The organism is Paenibacillus sp. Soil750 (assembly GCF_001428045.1).
GTDB lineage: Bacteria > Bacillota > Bacilli > Paenibacillales > NBRC-103111 > Paenibacillus_E > Paenibacillus_E allorhizoplanae.
This window is the reverse complement of record NZ_LMSD01000032.1, coordinates 1-17,325: the sequence shown is the minus strand read 5'-3', so window position 1 is coordinate 17,325 and position 17,325 is coordinate 1. Positions and strand designations below refer to the sequence as shown.

The 17,325-nt window shown below is 45.4% G+C and carries 15 protein-coding genes, 2 pseudogenes and 1 riboswitch; of the genes and pseudogenes, 5 read left to right on the top strand and 12 right to left on the bottom strand.

The window, feature by feature from the left end; genetic code table 11:
• From ASL11_RS38210 to ASL11_RS38040, 5 genes and pseudogenes are all read right to left on the bottom strand, one after another.
• Window positions 1–337: pseudogene (locus ASL11_RS38210) on the bottom strand (Ig-like domain-containing protein); the annotation flags it as partial.
• Between the two features lies 1 nt (window position 338).
• Window positions 339–699: pseudogene (locus tag ASL11_RS38205) on the bottom strand (Ig-like domain-containing protein); the annotation flags it as partial.
• A 1-nt stretch (window position 700) separates the two neighbouring features.
• On the bottom strand, window positions 701–2,028 hold a 1,328-nt coding region (locus tag ASL11_RS38200), incomplete at its 3' end, for an Ig-like domain-containing protein (protein ID WP_442953090.1).
• A 1,543-nt stretch (window positions 2,029–3,571) separates the two neighbouring features.
• The gene (locus tag ASL11_RS24535; protein WP_056620745.1) at window positions 3,572–4,096 is read right to left on the bottom strand and encodes a phage tail protein; all 525 of its coding nucleotides are present in this window, start codon (window positions 4,094–4,096) and stop codon (window positions 3,572–3,574) included.
• 11 nt (window positions 4,097–4,107) lie between these two features.
• Window positions 4,108–5,103, bottom strand: coding sequence for a phage tail protein (locus ASL11_RS38040; protein ID WP_327205114.1), 996 nt, complete (start codon window positions 5,101–5,103; stop codon window positions 4,108–4,110).
• A gap of 210 nt (window positions 5,104–5,313) precedes the next feature.
• On the opposite strand from ASL11_RS38040, the gene ASL11_RS24525 reads away from it, so the two are divergent.
• The 3 genes from ASL11_RS24525 to ASL11_RS24515 all read left to right on the top strand — a co-directional run bounded on the left by ASL11_RS24525 (window position 5,314) and on the right by ASL11_RS24515 (window position 9,200).
• On the top strand, window positions 5,314–6,948 hold the full coding sequence (locus ASL11_RS24525) for a PhoX family protein (protein WP_056620744.1): 1,635 nt from the start codon (window positions 5,314–5,316) through the stop codon (window positions 6,946–6,948).
• Between the two features lie 132 nt (window positions 6,949–7,080).
• Window positions 7,081–7,179, top strand: a riboswitch (purine riboswitch).
• Between the two features lie 61 nt (window positions 7,180–7,240).
• A complete protein-coding gene (locus ASL11_RS24520; RefSeq protein ID WP_056620742.1) occupies window positions 7,241–8,665 on the top strand; it encodes an NAD(P)/FAD-dependent oxidoreductase in 1,425 nt (474 codons plus the stop codon).
• A gap of 187 nt (window positions 8,666–8,852) precedes the next feature.
• Window positions 8,853–9,200 (top strand): LytTR family transcriptional regulator DNA-binding domain-containing protein, encoded by a 348-nt coding sequence (locus tag ASL11_RS24515; RefSeq protein WP_056620740.1) that lies wholly within the window; start codon window positions 8,853–8,855, stop codon window positions 9,198–9,200.
• 73 nt (window positions 9,201–9,273) lie between these two features.
• Here ASL11_RS24515 and ASL11_RS24510 read toward each other — a convergent pair whose 3' ends face one another.
• From ASL11_RS24510 to ASL11_RS24485, 7 genes are all read right to left on the bottom strand, one after another.
• Window positions 9,274–9,672 carry a hypothetical protein gene (locus ASL11_RS24510; RefSeq protein ID WP_056620738.1) on the bottom strand — a complete coding sequence of 133 codons (399 nt, stop codon included), beginning with the start codon at window positions 9,670–9,672 and terminating at the stop codon, window positions 9,274–9,276.
• A gap of 108 nt (window positions 9,673–9,780) precedes the next feature.
• Window positions 9,781–11,046 (bottom strand): MFS transporter, encoded by a 1,266-nt coding sequence (locus ASL11_RS24505; protein ID WP_063795682.1) that lies wholly within the window; start codon window positions 11,044–11,046, stop codon window positions 9,781–9,783.
• Complete coding sequence (locus ASL11_RS24500; protein ID WP_056620736.1) at window positions 11,043–11,492, bottom strand: MarR family winged helix-turn-helix transcriptional regulator; 450 nt, start codon at window positions 11,490–11,492, stop codon at window positions 11,043–11,045. The genes ASL11_RS24505 and ASL11_RS24500 overlap by 4 nt, the downstream gene beginning before the upstream one ends.
• A 189-nt stretch (window positions 11,493–11,681) precedes the next feature.
• Window positions 11,682–11,924 carry a hypothetical protein gene (locus tag ASL11_RS36710; RefSeq protein ID WP_162261679.1) on the bottom strand — a complete coding sequence of 81 codons (243 nt, stop codon included), beginning with the start codon at window positions 11,922–11,924 and terminating at the stop codon, window positions 11,682–11,684.
• Window positions 11,925–12,081: 157 nt separating this feature from the next.
• A complete protein-coding gene (locus tag ASL11_RS24495) occupies window positions 12,082–13,236 on the bottom strand; it encodes a lactonase family protein (protein ID WP_082595792.1) in 1,155 nt (384 codons plus the stop codon).
• Window positions 13,237–13,261: 25 nt separating this feature from the next.
• Window positions 13,262–13,897 carry a DUF2238 domain-containing protein gene (locus ASL11_RS24490; protein WP_056620735.1) on the bottom strand — a complete coding sequence of 212 codons (636 nt, stop codon included), beginning with the start codon at window positions 13,895–13,897 and terminating at the stop codon, window positions 13,262–13,264.
• A gap of 100 nt (window positions 13,898–13,997) precedes the next feature.
• A complete protein-coding gene (locus tag ASL11_RS24485; protein ID WP_056620733.1) occupies window positions 13,998–14,843 on the bottom strand; it encodes a helix-turn-helix transcriptional regulator in 846 nt (281 codons plus the stop codon).
• Between the two features lie 134 nt (window positions 14,844–14,977).
• Between ASL11_RS24485 and ASL11_RS24480 the strand changes: the two genes are divergently transcribed.
• Complete coding sequence (locus tag ASL11_RS24480; protein WP_056620731.1) at window positions 14,978–15,973, top strand: Gfo/Idh/MocA family protein; 996 nt, start codon at window positions 14,978–14,980, stop codon at window positions 15,971–15,973.
• Window positions 15,974–16,003: 30 nt separating this feature from the next.
• Window positions 16,004–16,942, top strand: coding sequence for an aldo/keto reductase (locus tag ASL11_RS24475; protein ID WP_056620729.1), 939 nt, complete (start codon window positions 16,004–16,006; stop codon window positions 16,940–16,942).
• Window positions 16,943–17,325: the final 383 nt, after the last annotated feature.

Below are 17,325 nucleotides of genomic sequence, written 5' to 3'. Positions count from 1 at the left end.
AACTCACCAGTCGGACTGATCGTTGCTGTTCCTGTGCCTGCTTGAACACTCCATATTATGGAATCATTCGTTGCATTTCCTGGTAACACTTTCGCACTCATTTGCAGTATGCTTCCATTTTGAACGCTAGTAACATTGTTTGCGCTACTCACGTCGATGCTTGTAACCAGTATTGGTGCGATGGTAACTTCCATCGTCATAATGATATCTGGGTTATCATTCGCCGTTGCTGTAACGGTGACTGTACCTACCGCTGTCCCCGTAAGTATGCCGGTTGAGTCTATCTCCGCATTACCTGTACCTGGCACAACGCTCCATTTTACGGTACGATCGGTCGNACTGTACCTACCGCTGTCCCCGTAAGTATGCCGGTTGAGTCTATCTCCGCATTACCTGTACCTGGCACAACGCTCCATTTTACGGTACGATCGGTCGCATCATTCGGTGATACCAACGCAATCATTTGAAGTGTTTTTCCATTTCGTACGCTTGCTGACTCTCCTTCACTGGTTACCACGATACCCGTGACAGGTATCGCTTCAATTGTAACTTCCAACGTCCCCACAATGTCTGGGTTATCATTCGCCGTTGCTGTAACGGTGACTGTACCTACCGCTGTCCCCGTAAGTATGCCGGTTGAGTCTATCTCCGCATTACCTGTACCTGGCACAACGCTCCATTTTACGGTACGATCGGTCGNACTGTACCTACCGCTGTCCCCGTAAGTATGCCGGTTGAGTCTATCTCCGCATTACCTGTACCTGGCACAACGCTCCATTTTACGGTACGATCGGTCGCATCATCCGGTGATACCAACGCAATCATTTGAAGTGTTTTTCCATTTCGTACGCTTGCTGACTCTCCTTCACTGGTTACCACCATACCCGTGACAGGTATCGCTTTAATTGTAACTTCCAACGTTCCTACAATTTCCGGGTTATCATTCGCCGTTGCTGTAACGGTGACAGTACCTACCGCTGTCCCCGTAAGTACGCCGGTTGAGTCTATCTCCGCATTACCTGTACCTGGCACAACGCTCCATTTTACGGTACGATCGGTCGCATCATCCGGTGATACCAAGGCTCTCAATTGCAACGTTTTTCCATTCCGTACGTTTGTTGATTCGCTTTCACTTATTACCTCTATGCTAGTAACAGGAATCTTTGTAATCTCAATGTTCATGGTACCTACGATACCTGACTCATCCGTAGCAGTAGCCTTGACTATCACTTCTCCTACCGCTGTTCCTGTCAACATGCCTGTCGACTCGTCTATTGTTGCATCACCTGTACCTGGCACAACACTCCATACTACGGTACGATTGGTTGCATCCGTAGGATATACCAACGCACTCAGTTGCAGCTGTTCTCCTTTTTGAACGCTTGAAGCCTCTCCTTGACTCATTATATCTATACTTGTAACCTTTTTAGGTGCAATCGTAATACTCTTCGTCCCCACTATGCCAGAACCATCAGTGGCTGTCGCCTTGACAAGCACTTCTCCTAACGCTGTTCCAGTCAATAATCCTACAGAACTAATACTCGCATTGCCTGTACCAGCGTCGATACTCCAGGTTATTGATTTATCACCAGCGTTCCCCGGTGAGACAAAGGCACTCATTTGCAATGAACTTCCAATGATAACAGACGTTGCATCGTTAGCACCTGACACTGCAATACTACTAACAGGTAAAGCGCGATTCACGGTAATCACAGTCGTAGTAGTTGTTCCATCTTCTGCTCTCACCGTAATATTAATGTCTGTATTACCTACCAGAAGAGAAATAGGTTCGCTCAAAGATCCACTTTCAACTGAACTATTGTTAACTGTCACTGTTGCATGTGATTCATGAACAGTTGGCATAACTTTTAAAGTGTCGTCCACATAAGGAAGACTTAATGTGTATCCCCTTGTACTTGCGTCAAAAGCTGGAGCTAATATGCCTTTAGAAACTGTTAAATTACTTAACAGGGAATCATTACTCACAACAGTTGTAGCATATGACGCACTATTATTTGACGTGTTCATCTCCGTGCCGCCAGATACTGTTACCGAACTTGTTAATGTCCGTGCTGCATTTGCTGCAACATTTACAGTCAAATCAATAGGTGGATACGCAGATTGACCTTGCGGAATATCGGATCGTAAACAAGTCCGTGTAGCATATGTACAAGACCATCCACTCCCACTCATGGCTGTTGCTGTCAATCCTGTTGGTAACGTAACTATCGTTGTCACTGGACCACTCACGGGTGGTGTCCCGGAATTATAAACCGTAACCGTATAATGTGCTCCCGTTTTCCCTGGTGAAAAAGTTCCGTTTGAGCCCGAGGCTGGAGCTATGGCTACTTGCAAATCTTGTTTGTCTGGATTAATCGTAAGATTTCCGCCAGTATTTCCACTCATCACAACATCATTAAGCATACTAGGAATTGATGAACCACTTACATAAATAGCTCCGCCACGAACGGCCGTATTATCTGTAAGCGTCACGTTACTCAAGTTTACTTTTCCAAAATAATGATCAAGTACCAGTCCTCCACCGTCCCCGCCAGCGGTATTATTCGATATCATTGTATTGGAAATGTTTGCTGGTACACCGAGATATATACCTCCAGCTTGCCCCTCAGAGCCTGCTCCGGATGCTTTACTGGCTGCCCTATTCCCAGTGAACGAACCATTCGTGATAGTAACTATCCGCGAGGTTGTAGTCTCCGGAGTTATCGCCATACCACCCCCAAGTCCATAAGAGGTATTGTTTGTAACGGTAACATTAACCAGATCCAGGTTCATATCCCCCTGCAAAAATACTCCTCCGCCTTGCGAACTATAGGACGAAGAACTAGAAATTCCAGCTTCGTTATTCCGAAAAATAACATCATTTAGTTTAACTGTCCCACCTGCTGCACCCGATAAATAAGCGCCACCTCCGAAACCAACTCCAGACGTGTGGTTATCCTCAATGATCGAATGAGCTATCTCAATCGTACGGGTTCCCGCGTCTCCATCTATTCCGCCCCCTCCGTATCCAATCGGGGCCTTTCCATAACGAATCGTGAGTCCTTGAATCTTGACATCATATCCAGGAGTACTGACATTTGGATTAATGGACAATACACGATTCGTTGCAGACGCAGCATTGCTTGCTGCTTGAATAATCGTATTAGCAGGATTACCTAGATTCCCATCTAAAATGACGTCGCTATTTATCACCAACTGCCCGAGCGTTGAATTCAACGTATATGTGCCAGGCGGTATCGTAATCGTATCAGTACCTGCCAACGCATTTGCTTCCATTAAAGCTGCTCTGATCGAGCAGTCTCCATTGCCATCATTACAAATCCCGTTTCCAGGATTAGCATCTACAACGTCCATCGTTGTATTTACTGTAAATGTGGTAGCAGCTTTAGCTGACCCAACAAAGCTAAACCAAACGCCAACAACGGCAACCAACATTAGAAAAAAAACTAACATACTCCTATTAAATTTCTTAAAAGCCAGTGGTTCCTTTCGACCGAACGCCACTTCCTCGCCCCCTCTCCCTCATTTAAAAAACAATAAAACAAGCTATTTAATATCGTGATGGAAATATTCCTTGCGTAGCAATACAAAAATTAAGAGTCAGATACGGTTGCATATTATTATGAGGCTGGCTATTTCCAGTTGGAGCAACGGCTTGTGCTCCCATTGGCTTCAAGTTAGTCATTTCTGTATACGCTGCTGCCCCACGTCTACCTTGGATATCCATCAATAGTTGGCCAGTAGGTGATTCCTGTGCGAAACCAGATGTGCCATATTGAATCGCATGAGTGTGAGCTGGTATTTCCGAAGGTAGTAATGTGACTGTTTTCTCACCAGCTGACTGACCGATATCGTACTGTGATAAACCAGCTCCTTGTCCAGGGTGCAAGGGAACTCTTCCTTGTAAATCCGGAAGCGCGAAGTTAGTAGAACCGTTTCCTCCATACATAGTGCCTAACAGTGAAAATAATGCTGCATATTGCTGAATAGGTAGTATTTGGCCGTTGCACTGCACCCACCCTGTAGGAGCGAAATTAAACGGGAAAATGCGAATTTCTCCAAGAAATTGATCCATAAAATCTCTCCTTAATTTCTACTAGGGAAAATCCCCTCAGTTGCGATAATTGCATTCAGACAAAGGAACGGCTGTCTATTCTCATGTGGTTGCCCCCCGCCTATATAAGCAACCATGGAGCTGTTAGATGCATTATCCGCGATATACCCATACGAGCTCGTAGTGGTCATACCAAATGTATGATTTGCGAGATTTTTGGAATCCGCTGTGTTTAAACTTGCCCTAAGTGAATGCATGTGGGCAGGCATTTCATCTGTAGTTAAAGTATGGATTTTCTTTCCGCCCGACTCACCAATTGTAAACCCCTCCCCCATATGAATGGGGATTCTATTCTGTAAATTAGGTAAAGCAAATGTCGATTGTCCATTTCCGCCATAAGTTGTCCCCATTAAAGCGAAAAGTGCTTGATTCTGAGCAATGGGAAGTGTTTGACCGTTACATAGTGCCCAGCCACGTGGCACAAAATTAAACGCAACCCAACGTATTTCAGCCAAATACTCTTCATCATACATGCCTCCTTCTATGCTAGGATAGTCCCCCTCCACACAAATAATATAATTGATAGCCAAATATGGCTGAATATTAGAATGCGCCCCACTTCCACCAGTACTTCCGAGGATCCCTGTAGTTTGCGTCGTCCCAACGCTATCCGTGAATTGATTGAGCGTTGATCTCGCTAGGACAGTCCCCTCAGGTGTGTTCGTACTTCCAAATTTGGACGATACACCAAAAGCATGTGAATGAGCAGGAATTTGATTTACGGTTAGCGTAACCTCTTCCACACCACCTTGTTCACCAAATGTTGCCTCATCCCCTACATGTAGCGGTACCCTGCTCTGCAAATTGGGCAATGCAAATGTACTAACTCCATCTCCGCCATAAGTCGTTCCTAGTAAAGAAAACAAACTCTCAGATTGTGAAATAGGAAGTATCTGCCCACTACAAAACATCCATCCATACGGAGCAAAATTCCCCCCAAACATTCTAATCTCACCAATATAGGCCATTATATTTTTCCTCCTAAATTCTAATAGACGGTTATATGTAAAATAAACACTACTTATGAATAGGACAATCTGCCCGTATTTATCATTTACCAGAAATTTTCGACAATCTTCTCTATTATTCTAGCAAAATTTAGGTAATAATACATGCATATTTTTTATTTTATGGTATGTTATTACTATAATAAGCTCATTCAAGTCGGGAGGACCGTCATGGACTCGAAAAAAACATTTTCGCGGCGACATTTTTTGCAATATTTAGGCTTAAGTGCAGTTTCAGTTGCTTCCACCTATACAGGTCTCGCAGCATTCACTCAGAAAGCAAGTGCTTCAGAGGACAATGATGCCTACGAACAGTTGCCAGAAGTATTCAACCCTACCTTACATACAGCAGCTGATGCGGATCAACTTCTATTAAGTAATGGATACTCCTATCAGGTCATAGCGGCATACGGGGATAAAATCAACAAAAATGGTGATACCTTTGGCTTTAACAGCTGCTACACCTCCTTTTACCCACTGCCTCATTCAAATAATGAAGCCTTGCTATGGGTCAATCATGAATCAGGTCAATATCCTTGGCAAATAGATCGTTCTAAACCTATCGTATGGGAACAACAGAAACAGCTGCTTTACGAGCAAGGTGGCTCCTTGTTACATCTCAAGAAAGATACCTTCGGAGCGTGGAAACTTGTTGACGATTCCTCCCTTGCACGACGGATCTCAGGTTTATCTCCGATCGAGTTATCAGGACCCGTTCGAGGAACATCAGCGGTTCATGGTGCTACGCGTGTCCAAGGAACATTCGCTAACCGCGGTGGCTCCAAAACCTTATGGAACACACAGCTTACTTGCGAAAATCACTATGAAGCAACTTGTCGTGATGCCGGATTAGCACTGTCTCATTACGGCTGGATCGTCGAGATCGCCCCTTTCAATGTGCAGAACCAACCCGTGAAACACACAGCTCTTGGCAGATTTCATCACGGCAGTGCGGCTATGACTTTAAATCCGAGCAACCAAGTTGTCGTTTACATGGGGGAAGACTCACCAACCGGATTTGTATACAAATTCGTAAGCAAAGACCAATGGAGCAAAGGTCAAGATAAAGAAAATCTTTTAGCAGAAGGTAATCTATATGCCGCAGACTTCATTCAGGGGCGTTGGATTGAACTCTCCCTTTCGAATGTGAGTAATACGCTAAAAAGCTTCACCTATCAAGTACCTGAGTCTATGTATAAATCGAAAGAAGTCCTTCTTGAACAGTTCACATCCCAAAGTGATGTGCTTACTTATGCCAATGAAGCAGCACAAATTATTGGAGCAACCACCTGTGATCGTCCTTCTGAGCTTACCCTGCATCCCATAGATAAATCTGTTTATATTGCTTATACGCAGAATACTAATCGCGGCAACCTTCATGGTCAGATTATTCGTCTTAAAGAAAATGGCAGCACTAGCTTTGAGTTCGAAACGTTTCTTACAGGTGGACGACAAAGCGGTTTTAGCTCTCCTGGCAGTTTATCCTTTGATAAACATAGTAACCTATGGGTCGGTTCAGATCTTGCTCCTGACCAATTAAATTCCGGTGCTTGGTCCGAATTTAAAAATAATGGCATGTATCTCATCCACCGTTCAGGTGTTGCAAGTAAAACGAAACAGTTCGCATCTGCCCCAACGGAAGCTGCACTTAGTGGCGTTTCCTTCACCGAAAACCAGGATACCGTATTTGTGTCCGTTAACCATCCAGGTTCAGCAGGTGCAGGTACGGACAAACCTACAAGTCAATGGCAGCGTAAGTTAGGAGATAAAAACCCACGTTCAGCAGTCGTGACGATTACGCTTTAAAACCAAACAAAAAAGTCGTGTGCATCATGCACACGACTTTTTTGCATATCAATTCCCCGGTCAATTTCACGAACATTAATACATTGACAACAAATAATGTTCGTATTATGATAGTCAAGGCAATGACAATCAGCCACATAACTATGAATCGTTCGTATATCCTCGAGGATTGGCTTGGGGGTCTCTAGAGGAAGCCATAACTTCCTAGCTACGACGGGTGCTCTTTTTCGCATACCCGTGTGGCTAGGTTTTTTTGCGTCCAAATATGATTGTTCCAGAGGAGATTGCTGCTATGAAAGCTTATGATTTTATCGTTGTTGGTGCAGGACCTGCCGGTATTTTTGCTTGCTATGAGATGACATTGCTTCACCCTAACGCGAACATTTTACTCGTTGACAAAGGCCACGATATTTACAAACGCAGTTGTCCGATTCTTGAAAATAAAATCAAACTTTGCCCACCTCCAGCTGGTAAGAAAGACTTCTCTGGTTGTCTCCCTGCATGTTCCATCACCTCCGGTTTTGGCGGAGCTGGTGCTTACAGTGATGGCAAATTCAATATCACAACCGAGTTCGGTGGCTGGATGACGGATTATTTGGCACCTAGTAAAGTTATGGAGCTCATTCGTTATGTAGACAGTATCAATCTCCAGCATGGGGCTACTGAAAACATTACCGATCCTACAACCGAAGCAGTGAAAGATATAGAGCAACGCTCCTACGCGGCGGGCTTAAAGCTGCTTCGCGCTCAGGTTCGTCATTTGGGCACAGAGCAAAACCTCATGATTCTCAAATCCATTTATGAATATCTGAAAACCCGCATCGAGATGCAGTTCAAAACCGAAGTCGATGATATCATTACAACGAAAAAGGAAGATAAACATGTCATTCAAGGCATTCGTTTGAAAGATGGCACGGAGCTCCTAGGCAATTATGTCATGCTAGCTCCAGGACGAGATGGTTCGGCTTGGTTAACGCAGGTGCTCAAGAAACGCCGACTCAAAATGTCCAACAATCAAGTCGATGTTGGTGTCCGTGTTGAAACCTCTGATGTCGTCATGCGAGAAATTAACAAACATTTATATGAAGGTAAATTTGTGTATAACACTTCCGTTGGTACACGAGTTAGGACCTTCTGCAGCAACCCTTCTGGACATGTCGTTGTTGAAAATCACAGCGGCATCATGGCAGCAAATGGCCATTCTTACAAGGATCCTGCACTTGGATCCAACAACACAAATTTCGCATTACTTGTATCTCATAAATTTACAGAGCCTTTCGATAAACCAAATGAATATGCAAGAGAAATATGTAAGCACGCGAATGACTTATCTAGTGGTGGCGTCATCGTTCAGAAATTCGGCGATATTATGCGAGGACGTCGATCCACTGCTGAACGGATACGTGAAGGCTTCTTAGAACCCACGCTTTCGGAAGCAGTGCCAGGGGATCTCGGACTTGTCCTTCCCTACAATACGATGAAAAGCTTAATCGAAATGATTCATGCTCTTGAAAAAGTTACACCAGGTATCGCGTCCGAACATACGCTTTTCTACGGTGTTGAAGCGAAATTTTACTCGGCTCGACCTAAGCTGAGTGAGAGCTTTGAGACGGAAATCAGCGGTCTCTTCTGTGGTGGGGACGGTGCTGGTATTACTCGAGGATTAGCACAAGCAGGTGCTGCTGGCGTATGGGTTGCACGTAACATTCCACTGTAAATTATTTCCGAGGAAATAAGTGTACGTTCGTCAAAATCAGCGATAAAACCAACATATTCGACCTTGAAAGGAGAATAATGTTGGTTTTTTGCGATGAAAAAAGTCTTCCCTTGCCTCACAGATTATGGTAAGATAAAACCGTCTCAAGTAATGTAAGCGTTATCATTTTAAGAAGGGGGCAAATAAAATGAATGTAGCGCTCGAGCTCGAAGTAAAAAATACGTATGAGGATTTTATTTTAGAAAAGGACATCATGTATTTCCGCGTTGGTGAGCATGGCCTAGTCTCCTTTCATGGGAAGAACTATCATGTCAAGAAACGTCTTAATACGGAAGAGATCCAGAATATAACCTCAGATAGTAGCTTTTTCAAAGTAAACACAGATAGTTATGTAAACACTCGTAAAATTCAACATATTGGGGACGGCAAAGTATTCTTCGAGGTTAGAGGATCAGAATCTAAATACACGTCGATTACGAAGCTTCGCCAACATAAACTGAAAGAAATTGTTTTACAACAAAAGGCTGAAGCATAATCACAATCAAATATAAGCGCCAAAAAAGGAGCCGAGCGAATTGATCGCCAGCTCCTTCTTTGTTTTTATACCATTATGATATTTTAGCTAGTGTCTCTTGCTGATGCTCGCGGATCAGAAAGCGTATGTAATCGACGGTTGTATCTTTCACTTTTTTGGCTTCTTCCAACGTAGCGAAGCTGTATTCAGCAAAATCTGTGCTTTCATACTTGTTCAACTCTTCATTGTTCATGCCAAGCGTGGAAAAGTTATGAATGAGCTCATAGGATGTTTTCGAATCCACATTTTTCACAAAAATATCTTTCGAAAAGAAGGAGCCTTGTTTCTCTACTTTAAAGATGACTCGAAACGGCTTCTCCTTATCCGAAACAAAACATTTAATGACAACGTCGATTTCCATCGTTTTGTAATCCACAGTGTGCTTCGGTTCCTGCATTGGTTTCTGCATCCATTTCTTCAATATCCCCAGCACAAGATCCCTCCTCACACATGAACTTATCCTCATATTGTAGCGAATCCCTAGTTAATTGACAACCCAAATGATAGAATCTTTATAATATAAAAGTCGAATTTACTCTTTTTAAGCCATTTCCTGCTCTTTAAGAGATTGTGTTGATAGTGACGACTTATATTTCCAAGTAATAAACAAGCAAAGCAACCCCGTTAGAACTCCACAAGCAACAAATGCGCCATTCGCCCCAAATCGATCCGCTATGAACCCAGAAAACAGACTACCAATCGGTGTAGAACCCGCAAATACAAGGGAATACACACTCATGACACGTGCACGATACTCATCCTTCGCATACATTTGAAGTGCCGAATTACTATTTGTCGCGAATAAAATATTAAAAAATCCCGTGAACGCAAGTAGCGTACCACAAACCCAAACGGAACCGCTTAGACCATTAAGAATTAAGCAAATGGCAACCATGCAGCTTGCTGCCATACTCAGCTTGAGCTTCGGCCCTCGCTTACTGCGAAACGACATCGTCAGTGCCCCTGCAAGAGAACCCACACCCAAACAAGACATCAACGTACCGTATGTCGTCTCTCCCATGTGCAGGACATTTTTGGTGAACACAGGAATTAGAATATTAAAGTTAAAAGCAAGCGTACCAATAACGGTGACCAGCAACACAGTTGGGGAGAGAATCGGATCTTTGGCAATGTAGACGATACCATCCTTAATTTCCTTCAGGATACCTTCCTTCGCTCTCATCTTCCGTACGTAGGGCGCTGCCTCAATATGAATCAGTCCATATAGAACAGCTATAAAGCTGACCCCATTTAGCAAAAAGCACCAACCTGCACCTAACCAGGCCATCATAACTGCACCAATCGAAGGACCAACAATTCTTGCCATATTAAACGTCGTTGAGTTGAGTGCAATCGCATTCATCAAATCTTCTTTACCCACAATTTCTACATTAAAAGCCTGCCTTGTAGGCATATCCAACGTATTATTTAAGCCTAGAAGCAATGCTAAGACAAGAATATATTCATATCGAACCGTATCCGTTAGGACCAATGCGGCCAACGCGAAGGCAAGAATCATTGATACTGTTTGAGTTAGTATAAGAATCTTCTTCTTCGGAAATTTATCCACGACAATGCCGGCAAACAGCGAAAACAGAAGGATCGGTAGAAACTGACACGCAGCCACAATCCCAAGTTTGAGAGACGATCCCGTCAGTGTGAGAACGAGCCAGGACTGCCCGATATTTTGCATCCATGTACCGATCAGCGATACACATTGCCCTAACCACATATAGCGATAATTCTTGTGTGTCAACGCATGGAAATGCCGATCAATGAACACAGCTCCCGCAGCTCTCATATTCATCGGTCTACCTCTTCCTCAGCAAAGTGAGCCGCATTGTGACCCATTTTTTCTAAAATCGTAAGGGCCATCTGCTTCTCCTCGTCCGACAAGCCGAACGTCAACCGCTCTCGCCAATCGGTGAGTACTTTCCGCACATCTTCTTTAATTCTGAGTGCTTTATCCGTCAATAAAACCTCGTAGCATCGCTTATCTTTTTCACTGACAGTGCGCGTTATGTAGCCTTGCTCTTCTAGCTTTTTCAGCGCTTTTGCCGTGGTTCCTTTATCGATTTTCAAATAGTCGGACAGCTCCTCTTGCGTTAAACCGTCCTCTTTATACAACGCATTGAGGAAAATGTGCTGACCTCTACCAATCTCGAATTGCTTCAAGTGGTCACCAATATACATCTGTCCGTAACGGTAAATCAGCGAGACCCACCTTGGAATCGAATTCCTCGTTTCAATCATAGCAACAACCCCTCCTAGTTTCTGAATGTACAACTAATATACACTTACCCACCGAATCGTTGCACTTGCCACTAATTTAGTGTACGCCGAATACGTTGCATGTGCAACTAATATTTGGCGGATTTTTTAGCCCTCGCATCGCGTTGGGGTTGGGGGCATATTTCATGAGTGTAGTGATGTTTTTCATCACTATGGTGTAGCGGGGCAGGCGTTTCCGCCGTATTTTGCTTCCATAGTGATGTTTTTCATCACTATGGCGTAGCAGAGCAGGCGGTTCTGCCGTATTTTACTTCTGTAGTGATGTTTTTCATCACTATGGCGTTGAGGGCAGGCGGTTCCGCCGTATTTTGCTTCTATAGTGATGTTTTTCATCACTATTGCATGACTTTCGGCGGATTCATCCACCCCCAACTTCTGAAGCGTGTTTTTCACTGTTACAGCGCGTCGAGCTGCTGATTTAGGCACTTTCTGCAGCTGTAAGCGTGTTTTTCAACGTTACAGCTCACGCCACACAAAAAAAGGAGGCGCAAGTCGAAACTTGCCCCTCCTTTTTCACAACTAGCGCCTAACGCTGCGCGTTCAGCGCTTCTTATAGAAACCTCACGCAAACCGGTCGCGATACCGCTACGGTTTGCTCCGTTTCTTGCAGCATCCCTGTCTCCGCATCCCTGCGGAAGACAACGATGCTGTTCGAGTTCTGATTCGCCGCGAGCAGGAATGCATCCTGCGGCGAAAGCGCGAAGTTCCGCGGCCATTGCCCCCGCGTCGACTGCCAACCCACGACCGACAGCGTGCCGCTGTTTCGGTCGACTTCATAAACCGCGATACTATCGTGTCCGCGGTTCGATGCATACAAGAAACGGCCATCCCCTGAGAGGTGGATGTCCGCGCAATAGCTGACACCGCCGAAGTCCTCCGGCAGTGTCGACAAGCTCTGGACTGAGGCCAAGCGGCCCGCGTCCGCCTCATAGGACAACACGGTCACCGTGTTGTCCAGCTCATTGATCGCGTACACATACGTGCTGTCCGCGTTAAACACCACATGCCGCGGACCTGCGCCCGGCTTCACCCCTGCCCCGCCATGCGGCAGCAGGTCGCCGCTCTCCGCGTCAATGCGGCTAACGACCAGCCGATCAAGTCCCAGATCGACCGATACAGCAAATCGATTGTCCGGAGACGGGACAATCGCATGCGCATGCGGCGCTTCTTGGCGATCCGCTTGCGGTCCAAGTTCGCCTTCATGCTTGATCAGCTGTGTATGCTCGCCTAAACCACGGCCCGCTTCAACGGGAAACACCGTCACATCGCCGCTTAAGTAATTCGCCACATACACCCTGCGGCCGGTGGCATCCAAGCTAACGTAGCAAGGGGCAGAGCCATCAGCTGGCTGTTGGTTGATTTTGCTCAATCTGCCCGTGCCCGCTTCAATCGCATAGGCTGCTGCCGAGCCTCCGAACCGTCCCTCATATGTCACCGTTTCACTCACAGCGTACAAGATAGTTTTATCCTTGTTCACCGCTAGAAACGAAGCATCCGGTAAATCGCTGTACGTTTCAACCAGCGTCAATTCACCATTTTGCCCATCAAAGCTATATAAAGAAATGCCTACTGGATGCTGATCATCCGTGTAGGAACCAACATACACATATGCCGTTGTATTTTCATTAGCTTTTGCAAATGCACTTTCATCTGCTCTTGCATTTGCACTTACACTACCATTTCCATTCTCACGCTCATTTCCCATACCCAACTCTGCCTCCCATTTTCCCCTATATGTTATCTTCCACACGCCTTCGTTTCCCAAAAGCCGTCACACACATCGCGATAATCGCTCCGTACAGGGCAAGTTCCATATCATGCTGAGCATCCCAAGGATCCCCTTGCGCACCAACGAATAACGTACCGATCTCAGGAGCTACGATCATGGCAACCCACATTTCGATTAGCTCATAGAAAGCACCCATAGCCAAAACGATAACACACGTCATCACATAAATCCATCTTCTCCCAAGTGTTGTCCAGGCCCTCAAACCTTCATAAATGGGATAAGCACATAGCAATCCGAAACTCAAATGAACAAGCCGATCGAAGTGATCCCGCTCAGACCCGAATATTTGCCGCAACCAGGGATCAAACCACGTCCCATTGTACGAAAAGTGAGCCCCTACGCTATGCAGCAACAGGAAACTTGCCAATAAGCCATACGTTAAATTTGAAAATGTAAAAACTCTATATGTTGCGATCAATCCAAATAATGCTGCCCATGTCAACAGATTTTCTAACACCCAGTCCCCACGACTATGCGGCGCAATCGCCAACCATCCCCACACACCAAGCCACACGACCAGAATCACATGCAGTATCCAATTGGTTTGAAAAGGTTTCTTATTCGCTTGATTTTGCATCTGCTCAGCCCCCTTATCGTCTCTACAGACTAAGAGTACCGTGCTAGCATGCCTTCCAAAAGTACTAACTTTTTCTAGTACCTGGTCCGGGATTACTCATTTAGCTGAAGGATCCTTTCATGTATAGGCTGCGGAATTCACTTGGTGTCATCCCTTCATGTTCATGAAATCGCTGATTGAAATAGCTCGCAGACGTATACCCCGCTTCACAAGCGATGTCTTTGATCGGCCAAATTTCTTTCTCAATTAAGCGCTGCTTAGCGAATTGAATTCGGCAAAGTGTAATAAATGACAGCGGCGTCATCGAAGTAGCTTTTCGAAATATTTTGCAAAAATAATACGTACTGACGCCCGTTAGCTCCGCCCACTCTTCGAGATTAAAAGGCTCGCAAGCTCTACGCTGCATCTCTGGAAGCAAGGCTAGAATCCGATCCACGGATTCCGTCCCACGATTGACCGTTAGGGGCGAGGCATAGCTCATGAATTCGCACAAAATCATATACATCAACGTGCTCAACTGCGTGGGGCGAAGTATTTGATGAGCTTCCGCTTCTAAAAGCAGCTCATTGAAAGCTTTCTCAAGCTCTGCATTTCTTTTTAACGTCCATAAATTGCGCAGAAATCCCTTCTCCAACAGGAACTCCTTGATCTGATCCCCATAAAAATGCACCCACCGAACATCCCACGGATCATCTTTTGAACTGGAATAACGCTGCTCTTGATAAGGCGGAAATAGGAAGGCATCCCCTTTTTGCAAGGTGTATTGCTGCCCCTCGATCTCCACATAACCTTTTCCTGAGATGACAAAATGCAAACTATACGTTGACCATAAACCCTCCGGCCGCTCGACTTCATGTTGGGGCTCTTCGCGATACCAGCCTACGGATTCTGGGAATATGAAATACATGGATTGCTGTAGAGTAGGTAACATAGCTTGTCGGCGCATCGAATAAGACCTCATTTCTAATGACAATATTACGATAGTCGATTCAATATATTGTTATATTCATTTTAAATAACTCATTTTATAATAGCAATATAACGTTACACATTCCGCTTCAAAAAAGGAGAAATGCTGTCATGACTAAACTTCGTTGGGGAATTCTAGGTTGCGCGGGTATTGCCATCCGTGCCTGTATCCCAGGAATTAAGCAGTCCGAAACCGGTGTAGTAAGCGCAATCGCTAGTCGCAATCTGGAGAAATCTCAAGAGGTTGCCGCACGACTTGATATCCCGAAAGCTTATGGCAGCTATGAAGAATTGATTGCGGATCCGGATATTGATGCGATCTACATCCCCCTTCCGAACCATTTACATAAAGAGTGGACGATCCGCGCAGCGCAGGCAGGAAAGCATGTCCTGTGTGAGAAACCTGCTGCACTGACTGCAGCTGAAGTTGGGGAAATGGTTACAGTTAGTGAAGAAGCTGGTGTGCTGTTCGCTGAAGCTTTCATGTACCGCCATCACCCTCGTTACGAGCGTGTGAAGGAAATCATGCAATCCGGCGAAATCGGAGATATTCGCGGTATTCACGGTACATTTACGTTCAGCAACCCAAATGATAGCAAAAATGTTCGTTACGTCCGCGAATGGGGTGGCGGCTCGGTCTATGACGTTGGCTGTTACCCGCTAAGTGCGGCTAGATATTTGCTAGAACGTGAGCCTGAGGCTGTTACCACTCATGCGTTCTTCTCACCGGAACATGATAACGTCGATATGATGATGTCCGGACTTGTTGAATTCAGTGGCAATGTAGCCCTCACGTTCGATTGCGGGATGTGGGCTTCGTTCCGAAATACACTTGAGATTCTAGGTTCCAAGGGGCGCATTGTGATTCCATCGGCATTTGTAACACCAACTGAAGAATCTGGTCATTTCCAAGTTTTCGTTGGGAACGAACAGCGCGAAGAAAAAGTTCCTTTCCTTAACCAATACGCTTTGCAAGTTGATGATATGGCCTATGCAGCATGGGGGGAAAAAGCGCAGCGTTTCCCTGCAAAAGATGCCATTTTAAATTTGAAAGTTATCGACGCTTGCTTGAAATCCGCAACAGAACGCGCTCGCGTTCAACTTTAATATTTCAAACCGAGAGGCTGGGGAACATAAATGAAGCATATTCAAATAAAAGGATTAGATAAATCGGTATCCAAGTTAGTGATGGGTTCTGACTTTTTCAGACTAGATAACCCGCACGAGGTCAGTGAAATCCTCCATCATTATTTGGCTATAGGCGGGAACACGATTGATACTGCTCATATTTATTGTGGTGGGCAAAGCGAACAAGCGATTGGTATTTGGCTGGAAGAAACGGGGAAAAGGGAAGAAATGGTTCTCTTCACCAAGGGTGCGCATCATGATAATAACGGGCCTCGCGTGAATCCGGAAGCCATTCGTCAGGACTTAATGACAAGTTTAGATCGGATGCGTACCGACTACATCGATTTGTACGGTTTACACCGTGACGACCCTGCAACACCTGTTGGCGTCATCGTCGAAGCTTTGAATGAGCATCTGGAAGCTGGTCGTATTCGTGCTTTCGGTGGGTCCAATTGGACGCATCAGCGTTTGCAAGAAGCGAATGAATATGCCGCGCAGCATGGCCTCGTTGGCTTTAGCTTCAGCTCACCTAACCTTAGCCTCGCTAAACCAAATGAGCCGTTCTGGGCTGGCTGCGTTTCTGCCGACGCAGAAGCCTTGCGCTGGTACGAAGAGCAGCAGTTTCCACTGCTGTCATGGTCTTCGCAGGCGCGCGGTTTCTTCACGGGCCGGTTCTCGCCGGAAATCCGCGATAACGCTGATCTCGTTCGCGTATTCTACAGCGACGAGAACTGGACGCGGTTGCAGCGCGCAAAGGAGCTCGCGCAGGAGAAAGGCGTCAGCGCGATCCAAATCGCGCTCGCTTACGTGCTAAGCCAGCCGTTCCCGGCGTGCGCGCTGATCGGAGCGCGCAGCGAGGCCGAGATGGTCTCCTGCCGCGATGGCGCAGAGCTCGTACTGTCGGCGCAGGAGCTAGCCTGGCTTGATTTGACTGGGGCTACGGTGTAGCTCTAGGGTATGATATTCGCAAAGAGGCTTTCTCAAAGGGTCAATTTTGACTGTTTGCGACTGCCTCTTTTTTCGTTTATTAACCGATGTGTAAACCTGCTTCCCGCAATCTAACTGGATTTTATCCATCTATTCGAAGTAGATTTCTCGATTTCGATGGATTAGCTGTATTTCCTGTAGTTAAATTCCTTCGATTTGCTCGATTCTTCAATTTTGGTACAAATTAGATGTACTTTTTCCATTTAATAACGAAAACGCTTCAGATTCGAGCGAATTAACTGTAGTTTTGCACTTAGAATTAATAGTGGACGTCTCTTAGTGTAGAAGTGATAATAATCTTAACTATTAACTAAGAGGTGTCTTTCCATGAGCGAATCAAGACA